This is a genomic window from Frigoribacterium sp. PhB160, assembly GCF_003751785.1.
In the GTDB taxonomy this organism is placed as follows: domain Bacteria; phylum Actinomycetota; class Actinomycetes; order Actinomycetales; family Microbacteriaceae; genus Frigoribacterium.
Window position 1 is genome coordinate 55,316 of the sequence record NZ_RKIE01000002.1, and the last position, 17,179, is coordinate 72,494.

Below are 17,179 nucleotides of genomic sequence, written 5' to 3' on the forward strand. Positions count from 1 at the left end.
CGCCCGATCATCAAGGTCGACACCCGGTGTACCGGATGCCGAAACCGGATGAGAAAGAGACAAACCGCATGACGATGACAGATCCGGTCGCAGACCTGCTGACCAGACTGCGCAATGCGAACTCGGCCTTCCACGAGACCGTGTCGCTCCCCAGCAGCAAGCTCAAGTCCCACATCGCCGAGATCCTCCAGCGCGAGGGCTTCATCGACTCGTGGAAGGTCGAGGACGCACGTGTCGGCCAGACCCTCACGATCGACCTGAAGTACGGCCCCGCCCGTGAGCGCTCCATCAAGGGCATCAAGCGGGTCTCGAAGCCCGGCCTCCGCGTCTACGCGAAGTCCACCGAGATCCCCCAGGTCTTCGGCGGCCTCGGCGTCGCCATCCTGTCGACTTCCTCCGGTCTGCTGACCGACCGCGAGGCCGAGAAGAAGGGCGTGGGCGGAGAAGTCATCGCCTACGTGTGGTAACCCGACATGTCTCGAATCGGAAGACTCCCCATCTCGATCCCTGCCGGGGTCGACGTGAAGATCGACGGCCAGGCCGTCACCGTCAAGGGCCCCAAGGGTGAGCTGTCGCTCGTCGTCAAGAGCCCCATCGAAGCCAAGCTCGAAGAGGGCACCGTCGTCGTGACGCGTCCCGACGACGAGCGCGAGTCGCGCTCGCTCCACGGCCTCACGCGCACCCTCATCGCCAACCAGATCATCGGCGTGACCCAGGGCTACACCAAGGGCCTCGAGGTCGTCGGCACCGGTTACCGCGTGCAGGCCAAGGGCTCCAACGTCGAGTTCGCTCTCGGCTACTCGCACCCCATCACCGTCGAGCCGCCCGCGGGCATCAGCTTCACGGTCGAGGGGAACAACAAGCTCACCGTCGTCGGCATCGACAAGCAGGCCGTCGGCGAGGTGGCCGCCAACATCCGCAAGCTGCGCAAGCCCGAGCCCTACAAGGGCAAGGGCGTCCGCTACGCGGGCGAGGTCGTCCGCCGCAAGGCCGGAAAGTCAGGTAAGTAATCATGGGTCTCGGTACACGAGGAAAGAGCAAGTCGGCTGCCACCAAGCGCCGTCACACCCGCCTGCGCAAGAAGGTCGTGGGCACCGAAGAGCGCCCCCGTCTCGTCGTCACCCGTTCGGCCCGTCACGTGTTCGTGCAGGTCGTCGACGACAGCAAGGGCTTCACCGTCGCCAGCGCATCGACCCTCGAGGCCGACATGCGCACGTTCGACGGTGACAAGACCGCGAAGTCCCGCAAGGTCGGCGCGCTCGTCGCCGAGCGTGCCAAGGCCGCGGGCATCGAGGCCGTCGTGTTCGATCGCGGCGGCAACAAGTACGCCGGACGCGTCGCGGCCATCGCCGAAGGCGCCCGAGAGGCTGGTTTGAACCTGTGAGCGACACGACGAACACCACTCCCCCCGCAGAGCCCGAGGCGACCAAGGCACCGGCCGAGGCCGTCGTCGAGCGTCCCGTCGAGACGGCTGCCGGCTCGGAGTCCAACAACCGCGAGGGTGGTCGCACCGACCGCCGTGGCGGCCAGGGCCGAGGCGACCGCAACGCCGGCGGCCGCGGCCGCGGCGACCGCGACGACAAGAGCCAGTTCTTGGAGCGCGTCGTCACGATCAACCGCGTGTCGAAGGTCGTCAAGGGCGGCCGTCGCTTCAGCTTCACCGCCCTCGTCGTCGTCGGTGACGGCAACGGCCTGGTCGGTGTCGGCTACGGCAAGGCCCGCGAGGTCCCCACGGCGATCAGCAAGGGCGTCGAGGAGGCCAAGAAGAACTTCTTCCGCGTCCCCCGCATCGGCAACACCATCCCGCACCCCGTGCAGGGCGAGGCCGCTGCCGGCGTCGTCATGCTGCGTCCGGCCTCGGCCGGTACCGGTGTCATCGCCGGTGGTCCCGTCCGCGCCGTGCTCGAGTGCGCCGGCGTGCACGACGTCCTGAGCAAGTCGCTCGGTTCGTCGAACACCATCAACATCGTCCACGCGACCGTCACGGCCCTGAAGATGCTGGAAGAGCCTCGTGCTGTCGCAGCTCGTCGCGGTCTCGACATCGACGCCGTGATGCCGGCCTTCATGGTCCGTGCTGAGCAGGCTGCGCGTACCGCCGCTACCGAGAAGGCAGGTGCCTGATGGCCGCCAACCTCAAGGTGACCCAGATCAAGTCCGTGATCAGCGAGAAGCAGAACCAGCGCGACACGCTGCGGAGCCTGGGCCTCAAGCGCATCGGCCAGTCGGTCGTTCGCGAAGACACCAAGCAGAACCGTGGATACATCAACACGGTCGCTCACCTCGTGAAGGTCGAGGAGATTGACTAATGGCTGACGAGAAGAACGAGCCGGTCGAGAAGGCCGCTCCCAAGAAGGCCGCCGCCCCCAAGGCGACGACCACCAAGGCTGCCCCCAAGGCCGCCGCCAAGAAGCCCGCTGCCGACAAGGCCGCTGCTTCGACGAAGTCCTCGACGACGTCGGCCCCGGCCGCCTCGTCGAACGACGTCGCCCGCCCCCAGGTCCTCAAGGTCCACCACCTCCGTCCGGCTCCCGGTGCCAAGACGGCGAAGACCCGCGTGGGTCGCGGTGAGGGCTCGAAGGGCAAGACGGCCGGACGTGGCACCAAGGGCCAGAAGGCCCGGTACCAGGTCAAGGTCGGCTTCGAGGGTGGTCAGATGCCGCTGCACATGCGTACGCCGAAGCTGCGCGGGTTCAAGAACCCGTTCCGCGTCGAGTACCAGGTCGTGAACCTCGAGAAGCTCGGCGAACTCTACCCGCAGGGTGGGGACGTCACCGTGAGCGACCTCGTCGCGAAGGGTGCCGTGCGCAAGAACGAGAAGGTCAAGGTCCTCGGACAGGGCGAGCTCAGCGTCGCCCTCACCGTCGCCGTCGACAAGGTCTCCGGCTCCGCCGAGGACAAGATCGTCGCCGCCGGCGGGACCGTCTCCAAGTAATCACCTGAGGGGGTGGCCCGTACGGGCCACCCCCTTCAGTCGTCTATCCTTCACACCGGGAGGCCACACATGTTCAGAGCAGTCGCGCGCATCATGCGCACGCCCGACCTTCGCCGCAAGATCGGGTTCACGCTCGGGATCATCGCGCTCTTCCGGCTGGGGTCGTTCATCCCCGCCCCGTTCGTCGACTACCAGAACGTGCAGCTGTGCCTCGCGGGCAACACCGGCACGTCGGGCCTCTACGAGCTCGTCAACCTCTTCAGCGGCGGGGCGCTCCTGCAGCTCTCGGTCTTCGCGCTGGGCATCATGCCCTATATCACGTCGTCGATCATCGTGCAGCTGCTCCGCGTGGTCATCCCGCACTTCGACACCCTCTACAAGGAGGGCCAGTCGGGCCAGGCCAAGCTCACGCAGTACACCCGCTACCTGACCATCGCGCTGGGCATCCTGCAGTCGACCACCCTCATCACGGTCGCCCGCTCCGGCACCCTCTTCGCCGGTTCCGGCGCTGCCGAGTGCCAGCAGCTCATCACGAACGACGCCTGGTACGCCGTGCTCCTCATGGTGATCACCATGACCGCCGGTACGGGCCTCATCATGTGGATGGGCGAGCTCATCACCGAGCGCGGCATCGGCAACGGCATGTCGCTCCTCATCTTCACCTCGATCGCCGCGCGGTTCCCGACGGCGCTCTGGAGCATCGCGCAGGCCCGCAGCTTCGAGATCTTCCTCATGGTCGTGGCCGTCGGCCTCGTCATCATGGCCGCCGTGGTCTTCGTCGAGCAGTCGCAGCGGCGGGTCCCGGTCCAGTACGCCAAGCGCATGGTCGGACGACGCACCTACGGCGGCAACAACACGTACATCCCGATCAAGGTCAACATGGCCGGCGTCGTGCCCGTCATCTTCGCCTCGTCGCTGCTGTACCTGCCGGCCCTCGTCGCGCAGTTCAACCGCCCCACCGACGGCACGGCACCGCCCGCCTGGGTCTCGTGGGTCGAGGCCAACCTGACCTCGGGCGACAACCCGCTCTACATGGTCGTGTACTTCGCGCTCATCGTCGGCTTCACCTACTTCTACGTCGCGATCACCTTCAACCCCGAAGAGGTCGCCGACAACATGAAGAAGTACGGCGGGTTCATCCCCGGCATCCGCGCCGGCCGCCCGACCGCCGAGTACCTCGACTACGTGCTGACGCGGGTCACCCTGCCCGGGTCGCTGTACCTCGGCATCATCGCCCTGATCCCGCTGATCGCCCTGGCGACCGTGGGCGCGAACCAGAACTTCCCCTTCGGCGGCGCGAGCATCCTCATCATCGTGGGCGTCGGACTCGAGACGGTGAAGCAGATCGACTCGCAGCTCCAGCAGCGCCACTACGAGGGCCTCCTCCGATGAGCGCCGCTGAGACCCGACTCAGCCCCCGCTTCCTCATCGTCGGACCTCCCGGGGCCGGCAAGGGCACGCAGGCGACGCAGATCGCGGCCACCTACGGCATCCCGGCGATCTCGACGGGCGACATCTTCCGCGCGAACGTCAAGAACGAGACCGAGCTCGGCCTGAAGGTCAAGGCGATCATGGACGCGGGCGACTACGTGCCCGACAGCCTGACGAACGAGCTCATCTCCGACCGGCTCCAGCAGGACGACGCGGCCGACGGGTTCCTCCTCGACGGCTACCCGCGCACCATGCAGCAGGTCGAGTTCCTCGACGCCCACCTCGCCGCGCAGGGCCAGGCGCTCGAGGCCGTGGTGCAGCTCGTCGCCGACCGCGACGAGATCGTCGAGCGCCTGCGCAAGCGGGCCCTCGACCAGGGCCGCTCCGACGACACCGAGGACGCCATCCGCCACCGGCAGGACGTCTACCTGCGCGAGACGGCGCCGCTCGTCGAGACCTACCGCGAGCGTGACCTGCTGGTCGAGGTCGACGGCCTGGGCAGCATCGACGAGGTGGGCGAGCGCATCGACGCCGCCCTGACCGCGCGCGGCTTCCAGCCGGTCGCGACTGCCTCCTGAGCCGTGGCGTTCCGCAAGACCGGCATCTACAAGAGCCGTGACGAGCTCCGAGCCCTCCTGCGCCCCGGCGTGCTGACGGCCGAGTCCCTCGACGCCGTGCAGGCGGCCGTGGCGCCCGGCATCACCACGGGCGAGCTCGACGCGATCGCCGAGCGCACCATCCGCGACGGCGGCGGGGTGCCGAACTTCATGCTCGTGCCGGGCTACCGCAACACGATCTGCGCGTCGGTCAACGCCGACGTGGTGCACGGCATCCCCGGCAACCGAGCCCTCGAGCCCGGGGACATCGTCTCGGTCGACAGCGGTGCCGAGTTCGAGGGCTGGAACGGCGACAGCGCCCGGTCTTTCGTGCTCGACGACCCCTCGCGGCCCGAGCTCGTCACCGAACGGCGCCTGCTGAACGAGGTCACCGAGCAGGCCCTCTGGCACGGCATCGCCGCGCTGGCCACGGCACGGCACCTCAACGAGGTCGGCGACGCCGTCGAGGACTACGTCGAGTCGCGCGGCGACTTCGGCATCGTCGAGGACTACGTGGGCCATGGCATCGGACGCTCCATGCACGAGGAGCCGCCGGTCTTCAACTACCGCGTCAAGGGGCGGGGGCCCGCGGTCAAGCCGGGCCTCGTGGTGGCGATCGAGCCCATGATCACCCTGGGCGGCATCGACACCCTGACGCAGGACGACGACTGGACCGTGACCACGGTCGACGGCTCGGCGGCCGCGCACTGGGAGCACTCCGTCGCCGTCCACGAGGGGGGCATCTGGGTGCTCACCGCCCATGACGGCGGGGCGTCGGGCCTGGCCCCTCTCGGGATCCGGCCGGTCCCGATCAGCTGACCCGCGCCTCCGGCGGTGGGTCTGCCCGTCAGGGCGTGGCCCGACCGGGCCTTCGCGGCCGGGGAGGCGCGGGGCGGCTCAGTAGGACGACGACCCCACCGAGCAGGTCGACTCGGCCGCCGTCTGGCCCGTGATCGTCGACGGCAGCGTCGTCGTGGTCGGTGCCGGCACCGCGGGTGCGTCCGTCGCCGTGGGGTCCGGCACGGCGGGCGTGGTCTCGACCGGAGGCACCGTCTCGTCGCCCGCGGCGGCCTCGGAGCCGCGCCCCACCGCGTCGTCGCCGACGGTGAACTTCTGATCGGACTGCAGGGCGGCCTCGAGCACGGCGGCGTCGGCCTCGGCCGGCACGACGCGTCCGTACTGGTCGGGGTCGTCGACGACGGGGTACTGGACGAAGACGATGTCGGCGGGGGAGAGGCCGTTCAGCGACAGGGCGAGCGAGACGAGGGTGTCGGGGGAGCTGAGCGAGGTCGAGAGCGTCATGTTGCTGAGCGCGGCAGAGGCCAGCTTGTAGAGCGTCGTGGGGCTGCTGAGGGTGCCGCCGGAGATGATCTTGCGCATCATCGACGACAGGAAGACCTGCTGCGAGCTGATGCGGGCGAGGTCGCTGCCGTCGCCCACGCCGTGGCGCGTGCGGAGGAACTCGAGGGCGTCCTTGCCCTGCAGCGAGTGGGTGCCGGCGCTGAGGTCGAGGCCGGTGTCGGTGTCGCGGATGCGGTTCGTGACGCACACGTCGACGCCGCCGAGCGCGTTCGACATCTCGATGACCCCGTCGAAGGTGATCATGCCGGCGTAGAAGACGCTGAGGCCGGTGAGCTGCTCGACGGCCGAGACGGTGCAGTTGACGCCGCCCAGCTCGTAGAGCGTGTTGAACTGCTGGTACGAGGCGGCCTCGTGGGCGACGCCGTCGTCGCCGGTGCACGCGGGGCGGTCGATCATCATGTCGCGGGGGAAGCTCACCGCCGTGAGCTGGCTGTGGTCCTCCGACAGGTGGATCAAGATGTTGACGTCGTTGCGGACGCCGTCGACGACGCCTGCGTCGACCTGGCTGTCGGGATCGCGCTGGTCGCTGCCGACGAGCAGGATGTTGGCGCCTCCCGCCATGGCGGAGATGCCCTCCTCTGGCACGTCGCCCGCGTTGCCCAGGGCGACGGAGGAGACCGACGAGGTGACGTCGCGGACGGCGATGGCGGCGACCGACACCGTGCTCACGAGGGCGACCGCGAGGGCGCTGGCGATCACCGTGAGGGCTGCTCGGGCGGGCCCGCGGCGACGCAGGCGACCGTGACGGGCGACGCCTCGCAGGCGGGAGGGACGGTGCTGCTCGGGCATCGGGGCTCCGGTGTTCGAGGTGTGGGCGTCGGCTCGGCGTGTCGGGTCGACGGACGGGTTGCTGAAGTGTAGCGGGATCACCTAGGATCGATCTTTGGTGTTCCCGGGTCACTCCTGTGTCCAGGCGACGCCAGTCCCCGCACGACCAACACTCCCAATTCTTAGCGACAGTGAGGCTATGGCCAAAAAAGACGGTGTCATCGAAATCGAAGGCGCAGTGGTCGAGGCTCTGCCCAACGCGATGTTCCGCGTTGAGCTGACCAACGGACACAGAGTTCTCGCCCACATCTCCGGAAAGATGCGTCAGCACTACATCCGCATCCTCCCCGAAGACCGCGTGATCGTCGAACTCAGCCCTTATGACCTGACCCGCGGCCGGATCGTCTACCGCTACAAGTAGGGCGTGCTGGAAAGGAACGGCCCCGCGCACCCGTGGGGCACGAAGCCAGCGAGATCAAGGAAACAACGATGAAGGTCAACCCCAGCGTCAAGCCCATCTGCGAGCACTGCAAGGTGATCCGCCGCAAGGGCAACGTCATGGTCATCTGCAAGAGCAACCCGCGCCACAAGCAGCGCCAGGGCTAGCAGCTCGGGTCGCCCCGGCGACCGAGAGCGACGGGCCCCGACGAGTCGGGGCCCTGCACCACGCACCACCACCAGAGCAGCACCAGATCCCGCACCGGCACGTCACGTGCCCGGGGCGGGGGACACCCCGGGACGGAGGCCCGGGCACCGGCGCTGTGACAGACCTCCACCACTCTCTGAGGAGAAGCCACCATGGCACGTCTAGCAGGCGTTGACATCCCGCGCGACAAGCGCGTCGAAGTCGCACTGACCTACATCTACGGAGTCGGGCGCACCCGTGCGCTCAAGACTCTCGCCGAGACCGAGATCGACGGCAACATCCGCGTCAAGGACCTCACGGACGACCAGCTCGTCCTGCTCCGCGACCACATCGAGGGCAACTTCAAGGTCGAGGGCGACCTGCGTCGCGAGGTCGCCGCCGACATCCGCCGCAAGGTCGAGATCGGCAGCTACGAGGGCATCCGCCACCGCCGCGGCCTGCCCGTGCGCGGACAGCGCACGAAGACGAACGCTCGCACCCGCAAGGGCCCGAAGCGCACCGTCGCCGGCAAGAAGAAGGCTCGCTAGGCCCCGGCTCCCGCCGTACGCCTCTAGGTTCGTAGGAGATCAAAATGGCAGCACCGAAGTCGGCCGCGCGCAAGCCCCGCCGCAAAGAGAAGAAGAACGTCGCCGTGGGCCAGGCCCACATCAAGAGCACGTTCAACAACACCATCGTGTCGATCACCGATCCCTCGGGTGCCGTGCTGAGCTGGGCTTCGTCCGGCGCGGTCGGCTTCAAGGGCTCGCGCAAGTCGACGCCCTTCGCCGCGCAGCTGGCCGCCGAGTCGGCCGCCCGCCAGGCGCAGGAGCACGGCGTCAAGAAGGTCGACGTCTTCGTCAAGGGTCCCGGCTCCGGCCGCGAGACCGCGATCCGCTCCCTCCAGGCCGCAGGCCTCGAGGTCGGCTCGATCAACGACGTCACCCCGCAGGCGCACAACGGCTGCCGCCCGCCGAAGCGTCGTCGCGTCTAACTGAGTTGCTGCCCGTCGTGCCCCAGCCCCCTCACCGGGGCGCCGGGGCACGGCGGGCTGAACCGCGTTCACCCCGCACCTCCGCGTCCACGCCGGGCGCCCCACGACTCACCAGACCCGACGGGCCAGCCACCTGTCGTACCGCCAAGAGTCATATAGCGGACTCTTCGCCGAAAGGAATACACCAGTGCTCATTGCACAGCGCCCCACCCTCACCGAGGAGAACATCTCGGAGTTCCGCTCCCGCTTCGTGATCGAGCCGCTCGAGCCCGGCTTCGGCTACACCCTCGGCAACTCGCTGCGCCGCACGCTCCTGTCGTCGATCCCCGGAGCCGCCGTCACCAGCATCCGCATCGACGGCGTGCTGCACGAGTTCACGACGGTCCCCGGTGTCAAGGAGGACGTCACCGAGGTCATCCTCAACATCAAGCAGCTCGTGGTCTCGAGCGAGCACGACGAGCCCATCACCGCCTACCTGCGCAAGCAGGGCGCGGGCCAGGTCACGGCCGCCGACATCTCGGCCCCGGCCGGCGTCGAGATCCACAACCCCGAGCTCGTCATCGCGACCCTCAACGACAAGGCGAAGTTCGAGCTCGAGCTCACGATCGAGCGTGGCCGCGGCTACGTCTCGGCCGTGCAGAACCGCAGCGAGTTCAGCGAGGCCGGTCAGATCCCGATCGACTCGATCTACTCGCCCGTGCTCAAGGTGACCTACCGCGTCGAGGCGACTCGTGCCGGTGAGCGCACCGACTTCGACCGCCTGGTCGTCGACGTCGAGTCCAAGCCGGCCATCACCCCCCGTGACGCCATCGCGTCGGCCGGTCGCACGCTGACCGAGCTCTTCGGCCTGGCCCGCGAGCTCAACACCGCCGCCGAGGGCATCGAGATCGGCCCCGCGCCGGTCGACGCCGTCCTCTCCAGCGAGCTGCAGACCCCCATCGAGGACCTCGACCTGTCGGTGCGCAGCTACAACTGCCTGAAGCGCGAGGGCATCAACACGGTGTCCGAGCTCGTCGCCCTCTCGGAGACGCAGCTCATGAACATCCGCAACTTCGGACAGAAGTCGGTGGACGAGGTGAAGGACAAGCTCGTCGAGCTCGGCCTCTCGCTCAAGGACACGGTTCCCGGGTTCGACGGAGCCCACTTCTACAGCGGCTACGACGAGGAAGAGACCAACTAGGTCTCGTCTCCCGACGCCCACTCCATCTTCGACAGCTAGGAAACATCAATCATGCCCAAGCCCACCAAGGGTCCCCGTCTCGGAGGCGGCCCGGCGCACGAGCGCCTCATGCTCGCCAACCTGGCGGCGTCGCTCTTCGAGCACAAGAGCATCAAGACGACCGAGACGAAGGCCAAGCGCCTCCGCCCCGTCGCCGAGCGCCTCGTCACCTTCGCCAAGCGCGGCGACCTGCACTCGCGTCGTCGCGTGATGCAGACGCTCCGCAACAACAAGGACGCGGCGCACATGCTGTTCACCGAGATCGCCCCCCTCGTCGAGAACCGTGACGGCGGCTACACGCGCATCACGAAGCTCGGCTTCCGCAAGGGCGACAACGCGTCGATGGTCTCCATCGAGCTCGTCCTCGAGCCCGTCACCCCCAAGGTGAAGTCGTCGAAGAGCACGTCGGCCTCGGCCGCCGCCGCTCCCGTCGAGGAGCCCGCCGCCGAGGAGGCCCCGGTCGAGCAGACCGAGACCGTCGAGGACTCCGCTCCCGTCGAGGCCGAGACCGAGACCCCGGCTGCCGCCGAGGTCGAGGCCGACGCCGCCGAGAAGTCGGACGACAAGTAGTCGCACAGCACGACCGCTCCACCGGCAGAGGGCCCGTCACCGCGAGGTGACGGGCCCTCCGTCGTCCCCAGGGCTCGGCCGTCGCGAGGCCGTGTCGCGCTCGGGCGGTGGCGAGCGCTGACCGACACCCGTCGTGTGGGTGCTTGTGCCGACCAGCCGTGTCCCCCGAACAGGTGTCGTTTACCTCGCGGAAACCTGCGGTCTCCCGAGCCCCCGTAACGTCATGACGACCCGCCGCATCAGCGGGCCCCGCCCCGCCACGAAGGACGTCATGCACCCCCGACCCCGAACCGTCAGGACCGTCGCCCTCGCGACCGGCCTCGGCGTCGCCCTCGGCCTCGCGCCGCTGGTGCCCGCCACCGCAGCCCCCGCCTCGAGCTCCGCCGGCACCGCCGCCGTGGACGGCTCGAGCATCGTCATCGACGAGGCCTACCTCAAGGGCGGCAGCGCGAACGCGCCGTTCACGAACAAGTTCGTCGAGCTCTACAACCCGACCGACGCCGCGGTCTCGCTGGCCGGCTGGTCGCTGCAGTACCGCGCCGCCACCTCCTCCGCCGTCTCGGGCGTCGGCGCCCTGGCCGGCACCGTGCCCGCCGGCGGCAGCTTCCTCGTCCAGCTCGGCAGCAACGGCACGGCCGGAGCCGCGCTGCCGGACGCCGACGCGGTGCTCGGGCTCAACCCGAGCGGGACGACGGGCACCCTCGTGCTCGCCGACCAGGCCACGGCCGTCACCCTCCCGACCGGCGCCTCGTCGGTCGGCGTCGACGGCGTCGTCGACCTGCTCGGCTACGGCACGTCGAACACCTACGAGACCGCCGTGGCCGCGACCTCGGGCGCGAACTCGGTGCCGAACTCGCTGGTGCGCACCGACCACGTCGACACCGACGTCAACGCCGCCGACTTCACGATCAGCGACGTCGTCACCCCGGTGAACAGCGCCGGAGGCGCCCCCACCGACCCCGAGGAGCCCACCGACCCCGAGCCCACCGACCCGGAGGCGCCCGCGGTCGAGGCCACGATCGCCGAGATCCAGGGCACCGGCGACGCCAGCCCCCTCGCCGGCCAGACCGTCCGCACCCGCGGCGTCGTCACGGCGACCTACCCGACCGGCGGCCTGAACGGCTACGTCGTCCAGACCCCGGGCACCGGCGGCGCGCTCGACCTCGCGACGCACACCGCGTCCGACGCGGTCTTCGTCTTCAGCTCGGCCACCGCCTCCTCCGTCTCCATCGGCGACCTCGTCGAGCTCACCGGCGAGGTGACCGAGTACTACGGGCTGACCGAGCTGACCGTCGCCGACGCGGCCGGGCTCGTGCAGCTCGACGCGACCGGCGTCGAGGTGCCCGAGGCGGCCGCCGTGGCCTGGCCCACGACCGACGCCGAGCGCGAGTCGCTCGAGAGCATGCTCGTCGCGCCGCAGGGCGACTTCACCGTCTCGGACGTCTACACGACGAACCAGTACGGCGAGGTCGCGCTGGCGGCCGGCACCGGCCCGCTGCTGCAGCCGACCGAGGTGGGCCGTCCCGGCAGCGCCGAGGCGGCGGCGACCGCGGCCGACAACGCCGCCCGCGCGGTCACCCTCGACGACGGCTCGAGCGTCAACTTCTTCACCGCGGCGAACCAGTCGATCCCGCTGCCCTGGCTCTCGCCCGAGACGCCCGTCACGGTCGGTGCCCCGGTCGACTTCTCCGAGCCCGTCGTCGTGGACTTCCGCAACGGCATCTGGAAGCTCCAGCCGACCACCCGCGTGACCGGCGACACCCCCGACGCCGAGCTTCCCGCGTCGTTCGGCGTGGTCCGTGAGGCGACCCCGCTCGACGTCGGCGGCGACGTGTCGATCGCGAGCTTCAACGTGCTCAACTACTTCCCGACCACGGGCGACCAGCTCACGGGCTGCACGTACTACCGCGACCGCGCCGGCGTGCCGCTGACCGTGAACAGCGGCTGCGACGCCCGCGGCGCCGCGACGCAGGAGAGCTTCGAGCGTCAGCAGTCGAAGATCGTCTCCGCGATCAACGGCCTCGACGCCGACGTCGTCTCGCTCGAGGAGATCGAGAACTCGGCCCGCTTCGGCCAGGACCGCGACGCGGCCGTGTCGACGCTGGTCGACGCGCTCAACGCCGACCTCGGCGCCGACGAGTGGACGTACGTGCCCTCGCCCGCGACGGTGCCGACGAACGAGGACGTCATCCGCCTCGCCTTCATCTACAAGGCCGACACGATCGAGACGGTCGGCGGGTCGACGATCCTCACCGACGCGCCCGCCTTCAGCAACGCGCGCCAGCCGCTCGCCCAGGCCTTCCGCCCGGTCGCCGCGGCCGACTCCGACGACGCCACGTTCGTCGCGATCGCGAACCACTTCAAGTCGAAGGGCAGCGGCTCCGGGGCCGACGCCGACCTCGGCGACGGCCAGGGCGCCTCCAACGCCTCGCGCGTCAACCAGGCGGAGGCGCTGGTCGCCTTCTCCGACCGGGTGCAGCAGGCGGCGGGCACCGACCTCGCCTTCCTGCTCGGCGACTTCAACGCCTACTCGCAGGAGGACCCGATCGAGGTCCTGCGCGAGGCCGGCTACACCGACCTCGGCTCGACCGAGACGGACGAGTACAGCTACGTCTTCGGCGGCCTCAGCGGCTCGCTCGACCACGTGCTCGCCTCGCCCGCGGCCCTCGAGGCCGTCACGGCCGTGGACATCTGGAACATCAACTCGGGAGAGTCGGTGGGCCTGGAGTACAGCCGCTACGACTACAACGTCGTGCCGCTGTTCGAGGAGGGGCCGTTCCGCGCGAGCGACCACGACCCCGTGCACGTCGGGCTCTCCCTCGTCGCCGACGAGGAGCCGACCGAACCGACCGACCCGACGGATCCCACGGACCCGACGGACCCGACGGACCCCACGGACCCGACCGACCCGACCGACCCGGGCACCGACCCCGGCCACGGCGGGGGAGCGCACCCGCTGCCGCCGCTCGTGCAGGTCATCGTGGCCGTCGCGACCGCCGTGGTCTCGTGGCTGACGAAGATCTTCGGGTGGCGCTGGCACTGAGCCGGTGAGGCCGGCCCGGTGACCGGGCGACGGTGAGGGGGCGGACGGGCACGAGCCCGTCCGCCCCTTCGTCGCCCGTACGATGGACGACGTGACGAGCGACGACCAGGCCCCGGCCCCTGCCGCGGTACATGTGCCGGTGCCGGTGCCGGTGCCGGTGCCGACCCTGGCCCCCGAGCTCGCCCCGGGCTTCACCCGCGTGAAGCTGACCGTGGCGTACGACGGCACGGCCTTCTCCGGCTGGAGCGAGCAGCCGGGCCGACGCACGGTCCAGGGCGAGATGGAGGCGGCCCTCCGCGTTCTCTTCGGTCGTCACGAGCACGTCCCGACCGTGACGGTCGCCGGGCGGACCGACGCCGGCGTCCACGCCCGGGGGCAGGTCGTCCACCTCGACCTCACCGACGAGCAGGTGGCTCAGCTGCGACGCCCGCACCGCGGCATGGTCGACCGGTCGCCGCTCGACGCGCCCACGGTGCTGGCGCGACGGCTCAACGGGCTGGCGGGCGCCTCCGACGAGATCGTGGTCTCGGGTGCCCGCGTCGCGCCTCCCGGCTTCCACGCCCGCTTCGGCGCGCTCTGGCGCCGGTACGAGTACCGCATCGCCGACCGGGGCGCCGAGCGCGACCCCTCCCGGCGCGGCCACACGCTCTGGTACGACCAGCGCCTCGACCTCGGCCTGCTCGAGGCGACGGCCGCCGGCCTCGTGGGCCTGCACGACTGGGCGGCGTACTGCCGGCACCGCGACCACGCGACGACGATCCGCGAGCTGCAGCACTTCGGCTGGAGGCGCGAGGCCGACGGCGTGGTGGTCGCGACCGTGCAGGCGGACGCCTTCTGCCACAACCTCGTTCGGAACCTCGTCGGCGCGTGCGTCGCCGTCGCCGAGGGCGCGATGCCGCAGCACCGGGCCGTCGGGGTGCGCGAGGAGGCGCAGCGCAACGGGGAGTTCCGCGTGGTGCCCGCCCTCGGGCTGACCATGGTCGAGGTGGGGTACCCGCCCGACGACGAGGTCGCCGCCCGGGTCGCGGTGACGCAGGTGAAGCGGTCGGCGGCGAGCCTCGACGCCTGACCCTGCGCCTCCGGCCCGCCCCTCGTTTGACGCACCCGGGCGTGTCGGGTATCGTCGAGCCTTGGTGTCTGCGCAACTGCGCGCGGCACCCGAAGTTGAGCCCTCCACCTGACTCGTTCTCGCCACATCGTCGCGACAACGGCAACGGAGCGGGATTCACGACCACCTCACCTCGACCAGGAAGCAGCACTACTGTGACGCGCACTTTCTCCCCCAAGCCGGCTGACGTCCAGCCGCAGTGGCTGATCATCGACGCGAACGACGTCGTCCTCGGCCGTCTGGCCAGCCACGTGGCAGCCCTGCTGCGCGGCAAGCACAAGCCGACCTTCGCCCCCCACATGGACATGGGCGACTTCGTCATCGTCATCAACGCCGAGAAGGTCGCCCTCACCGGCTCCAAGCTCGCCGAGAAGCTCTACTACCGCCACTCGGGCTACCCGGGCGGCATCACGGCCACCACGTACTCCGAGATGGTCGAGAAGCACCCCACCCGCGCCGTCGAGAAGGCGATCCGCGGCATGCTGCCGAAGAACTCGCTGGGCCGTGCCCAGATCAAGAAGCTGAAGGTGTACGCGGGTGCCGAGCACCCCCACGCTGCTCAGCAGCCCACGGTTCACACCCTCGACCAGGTCGCCCAGTAGCGTCCGCCTTCAGACTTAAGGACCCCCACACAGTGGCTCAGATCGCAGATTCCATCGACCAGGCTCCCGAGAGCTTCACCACCGAGAGCTCGGCTCCCGAGGCCCAGGCGACGCCCCGCGCCGTCCTGAACGTCTCCGGCTCGGCCGTCGGTCGCCGCAAGGAGGCCATCGCCCGCGCTCGCCTCGTCCCCGGCTCCGGCACGTACGTCGTGAACGGTCGCACCCTCGAGGAGTACTTCCCGAACAAGCTGCACCAGCAGCTGATCAACGACCCGTTCAAGGTGCTCGACCTGCTCGGCGCCTACGACGTCACCGTCAAGGTCACCGGCGGCGGCCCCTCGGGCCAGGCCGGTGCGCTCCGCCTCGCCATCGCGCGTGCGCTGAACGAGATCGACCGCGACAACAACCGCGCCACGCTGAAGAAGGCCGGCTTCCTCACCCGTGACGCCCGCGTCATCGAGCGCAAGAAGGCCGGTCTCAAGAAGGCCCGCAAGGCCTCGCAGTTCTCGAAGCGCTAAACGCACCACCGACAGGCAGGCCCGCGATGTCGCGACTCTTCGGTACCGACGGTGTTCGGGGCCTCGCCAACCGTGAGCTGACCGCCGCGCTCGCCCTGGGGCTCTCCCAGGCGAGCGCGGTGGTGCTCACGAAGGGGCACCACGCCGATGCCCGCCGCGCCGAGGGGCGACGTCCCGTCGCCGTCGTCGCGCGCGACCCCCGCATCTCGGGGGAGTTCCTCACCGCCGCCGTGTGCGCGGGCCTGGCCAGCTCCGGCGTCGACGTGCTCGACGCCGGGGTCATCCCGACCCCCGCCGCGGCGTTCCTCGTCGACGACATCGGCGCCGACTTCGGCGTGATGATCAGCGCCTCGCACAACCCTGCGCCCGACAACGGCATCAAGTTCTTCGCGTTCGGCGGCACGAAGCTGCCCGACGAGGTCGAGGACCGCATCGAGGCCGCCATGGCCGACCCCCAGCTCATGCCGATCGGCGGAGACGTGGGGCGCATCCGCCGTTTCGCCGACGCAGAAGACCGGTACGTGCTGCACCTGCTCGGTGCCCTGCCGAACCGCCTCGACGGCATCCACGTCGTGCTCGACTGCGCGCACGGGGCCGCCGCGGCCGTCTCGCCCGAGGTCTTCGTCGACGCCGGCGCGACCATCACGCTCATCGGGGCCGACCCCGACGGCGTCAACATCAACGACGGCGTCGGCTCGACGCACCTCGACAACCTCGCCCGGGCCGTGCTCGAGCACGGCGCCGACGTCGGCATCGCCCACGACGGCGACGCCGACCGCTGCCTCGCGGTCGACGCCGACGGCAACGTCGTCGACGGCGACCAGATCATGGCGATCCTCGCCATCGCCCAGAAGGAGCGCGGTCGCCTCGTCGACGACACGCTCGTCGCGACGGTCATGAGCAACCTCGGCCTGACCCGCGCCATGGCCGACCACGGCATCACCGTCCGCCAGACCCGCGTCGGCGACCGGTACGTGCTCGAGGACATGAACGAGCACGGCTACAACCTCGGCGGGGAGCAGTCGGGCCACATCGTCGCCAGCGACTACGCGACCACCGGGGACGGCATCCTCACCGGCCTCTCGCTCGTCGCGCGGATGGCGGCGACCGGCAAGAGCCTCGCCGAGCTCGCCTCCGTGATGACGGTGTACCCGCAGATCCTCATCAACGTGAAGGGCGTCGACCGCGACCGCCTGGACGGCGACGAGGGCGTGGCCGCGGCCGTCGCCACCGTCAGCGCCGAGCTCGGCGACACCGGCCGCGTGCTGCTCCGCCCCTCGGGCACCGAGCCCGTCGTGCGCGTCATGGTCGAGGCCGCCGACCAGGCCACCGCCGACCGGGTCGCCCACGAGCTGGCCGAGGTCGTGCGGGAGCGACTGGCCCTCTAGCCGACGTCCCCGTCGGGCCCGGGTCG

General features: G+C 70.0%; 21 protein-coding genes. 20 read left to right on the forward strand and 1 reads right to left on the reverse strand.

Going from position 1 to position 17,179, the window contains the following annotated elements; all coding sequences use genetic code 11:
- Window positions 1-68 precede the first annotated feature (68 nt).
- The 9 genes from rpsH to map all read left to right on the forward strand — a co-directional run bounded on the left by rpsH (window position 69) and on the right by map (window position 5,778).
- A complete protein-coding gene (gene rpsH, locus EDF38_RS09290) occupies window positions 69-467 on the forward strand; it encodes a 30S ribosomal protein S8 (RefSeq protein ID WP_123355179.1) in 399 nt (132 codons plus the stop codon).
- A gap of 6 nt (window positions 468-473) precedes the next feature.
- Window positions 474-1,010, forward strand: a complete 537-nt coding sequence (rplF, locus tag EDF38_RS09295) for a 50S ribosomal protein L6 (RefSeq protein WP_123355180.1) — start codon at window positions 474-476, stop codon at window positions 1,008-1,010.
- 2 nt (window positions 1,011-1,012) lie between these two features.
- On the forward strand, window positions 1,013-1,384 hold the full coding sequence (gene rplR / locus EDF38_RS09300; RefSeq protein WP_123355181.1) for a 50S ribosomal protein L18: 372 nt from the start codon (window positions 1,013-1,015) through the stop codon (window positions 1,382-1,384).
- Window positions 1,381-2,121, forward strand: a complete 741-nt coding sequence (gene rpsE, locus EDF38_RS09305; RefSeq protein WP_123355182.1) for a 30S ribosomal protein S5 — start codon at window positions 1,381-1,383, stop codon at window positions 2,119-2,121. The genes rplR and rpsE overlap by 4 nt, the downstream gene beginning before the upstream one ends.
- A complete protein-coding gene (gene rpmD, locus EDF38_RS09310) occupies window positions 2,121-2,306 on the forward strand; it encodes a 50S ribosomal protein L30 (protein WP_123355183.1) in 186 nt (61 codons plus the stop codon). Before rpsE ends, rpmD begins: the two co-directional genes overlap by 1 nt.
- Window positions 2,306-2,932: a 50S ribosomal protein L15 gene (gene rplO / locus EDF38_RS09315; RefSeq protein WP_123355184.1), complete on the forward strand. Its 627-nt coding sequence runs from the start codon at window positions 2,306-2,308 to the stop codon at window positions 2,930-2,932. Before rpmD ends, rplO begins: the two co-directional genes overlap by 1 nt.
- A gap of 69 nt (window positions 2,933-3,001) precedes the next feature.
- A complete protein-coding gene (gene secY / locus EDF38_RS09320; RefSeq protein WP_123355185.1) occupies window positions 3,002-4,324 on the forward strand; it encodes a preprotein translocase subunit SecY in 1,323 nt (440 codons plus the stop codon).
- Window positions 4,321-4,941: an adenylate kinase gene (locus EDF38_RS09325; RefSeq protein ID WP_123355186.1), complete on the forward strand. Its 621-nt coding sequence runs from the start codon at window positions 4,321-4,323 to the stop codon at window positions 4,939-4,941. The genes secY and EDF38_RS09325 overlap by 4 nt, the downstream gene beginning before the upstream one ends.
- Window positions 4,942-4,944: 3 nt before the next feature.
- A complete protein-coding gene (gene map / locus EDF38_RS09330; RefSeq protein WP_123355187.1) occupies window positions 4,945-5,778 on the forward strand; it encodes a type I methionyl aminopeptidase in 834 nt (277 codons plus the stop codon).
- A 78-nt stretch (window positions 5,779-5,856) separates the two neighbouring features.
- On the opposite strand, the gene EDF38_RS09335 is transcribed toward map, so the two are convergent.
- A complete protein-coding gene (locus tag EDF38_RS09335) occupies window positions 5,857-7,191 on the reverse strand; it encodes an LCP family protein (protein ID WP_123355188.1) in 1,335 nt (444 codons plus the stop codon).
- Between the two features lie 97 nt (window positions 7,192-7,288).
- Here EDF38_RS09335 and infA point away from each other — a divergent pair, with 97 nt between their 5' ends.
- From infA to glmM, 11 genes are all read left to right on the forward strand, one after another.
- Entirely contained in the window at window positions 7,289-7,510 is a 222-nt protein-coding gene (gene infA / locus EDF38_RS09340) for a translation initiation factor IF-1 (RefSeq protein ID WP_055811571.1), read from the forward strand.
- 68 nt (window positions 7,511-7,578) lie between these two features.
- The gene (gene rpmJ, locus EDF38_RS09345) at window positions 7,579-7,695 is read left to right on the forward strand and encodes a 50S ribosomal protein L36 (protein WP_043593327.1); all 117 of its coding nucleotides are present in this window, start codon (window positions 7,579-7,581) and stop codon (window positions 7,693-7,695) included.
- A 192-nt stretch (window positions 7,696-7,887) separates the two neighbouring features.
- Window positions 7,888-8,262 carry a 30S ribosomal protein S13 gene (rpsM, locus tag EDF38_RS09350; protein ID WP_056057338.1) on the forward strand — a complete coding sequence of 125 codons (375 nt, stop codon included), beginning with the start codon at window positions 7,888-7,890 and terminating at the stop codon, window positions 8,260-8,262.
- A gap of 44 nt (window positions 8,263-8,306) precedes the next feature.
- Entirely contained in the window at window positions 8,307-8,705 is a 399-nt protein-coding gene (gene rpsK / locus EDF38_RS09355) for a 30S ribosomal protein S11 (RefSeq protein WP_055799944.1), read from the forward strand.
- Between the two features lie 187 nt (window positions 8,706-8,892).
- A complete protein-coding gene (locus EDF38_RS09360) occupies window positions 8,893-9,885 on the forward strand; it encodes a DNA-directed RNA polymerase subunit alpha (protein ID WP_123355189.1) in 993 nt (330 codons plus the stop codon).
- 51 nt (window positions 9,886-9,936) lie between these two features.
- Window positions 9,937-10,494, forward strand: coding sequence for a 50S ribosomal protein L17 (gene rplQ, locus EDF38_RS09365; RefSeq protein ID WP_123355190.1), 558 nt, complete (start codon window positions 9,937-9,939; stop codon window positions 10,492-10,494).
- Window positions 10,495-10,717: 223 nt separating this feature from the next.
- Window positions 10,718-13,537, forward strand: a complete 2,820-nt coding sequence (locus tag EDF38_RS09370; protein ID WP_233572375.1) for an ExeM/NucH family extracellular endonuclease — start codon at window positions 10,718-10,720, stop codon at window positions 13,535-13,537.
- Window positions 13,538-13,628: 91 nt separating this feature from the next.
- Window positions 13,629-14,606, forward strand: a complete 978-nt coding sequence (locus EDF38_RS09380; protein ID WP_370275620.1) for a tRNA pseudouridine(38-40) synthase TruA — start codon at window positions 13,629-13,631, stop codon at window positions 14,604-14,606.
- 194 nt (window positions 14,607-14,800) lie between these two features.
- Window positions 14,801-15,247, forward strand: coding sequence for a 50S ribosomal protein L13 (rplM, locus tag EDF38_RS09385; RefSeq protein WP_123355192.1), 447 nt, complete (start codon window positions 14,801-14,803; stop codon window positions 15,245-15,247).
- Window positions 15,248-15,279: 32 nt separating this feature from the next.
- On the forward strand, window positions 15,280-15,765 hold the full coding sequence (rpsI, locus tag EDF38_RS09390) for a 30S ribosomal protein S9 (RefSeq protein WP_123355193.1): 486 nt from the start codon (window positions 15,280-15,282) through the stop codon (window positions 15,763-15,765).
- A gap of 26 nt (window positions 15,766-15,791) precedes the next feature.
- Window positions 15,792-17,153 (forward strand): phosphoglucosamine mutase, encoded by a 1,362-nt coding sequence (glmM, locus tag EDF38_RS09395; protein WP_123355194.1) that lies wholly within the window; start codon window positions 15,792-15,794, stop codon window positions 17,151-17,153.
- The last annotated feature ends 26 nt before the right edge of the window (window positions 17,154-17,179 follow it).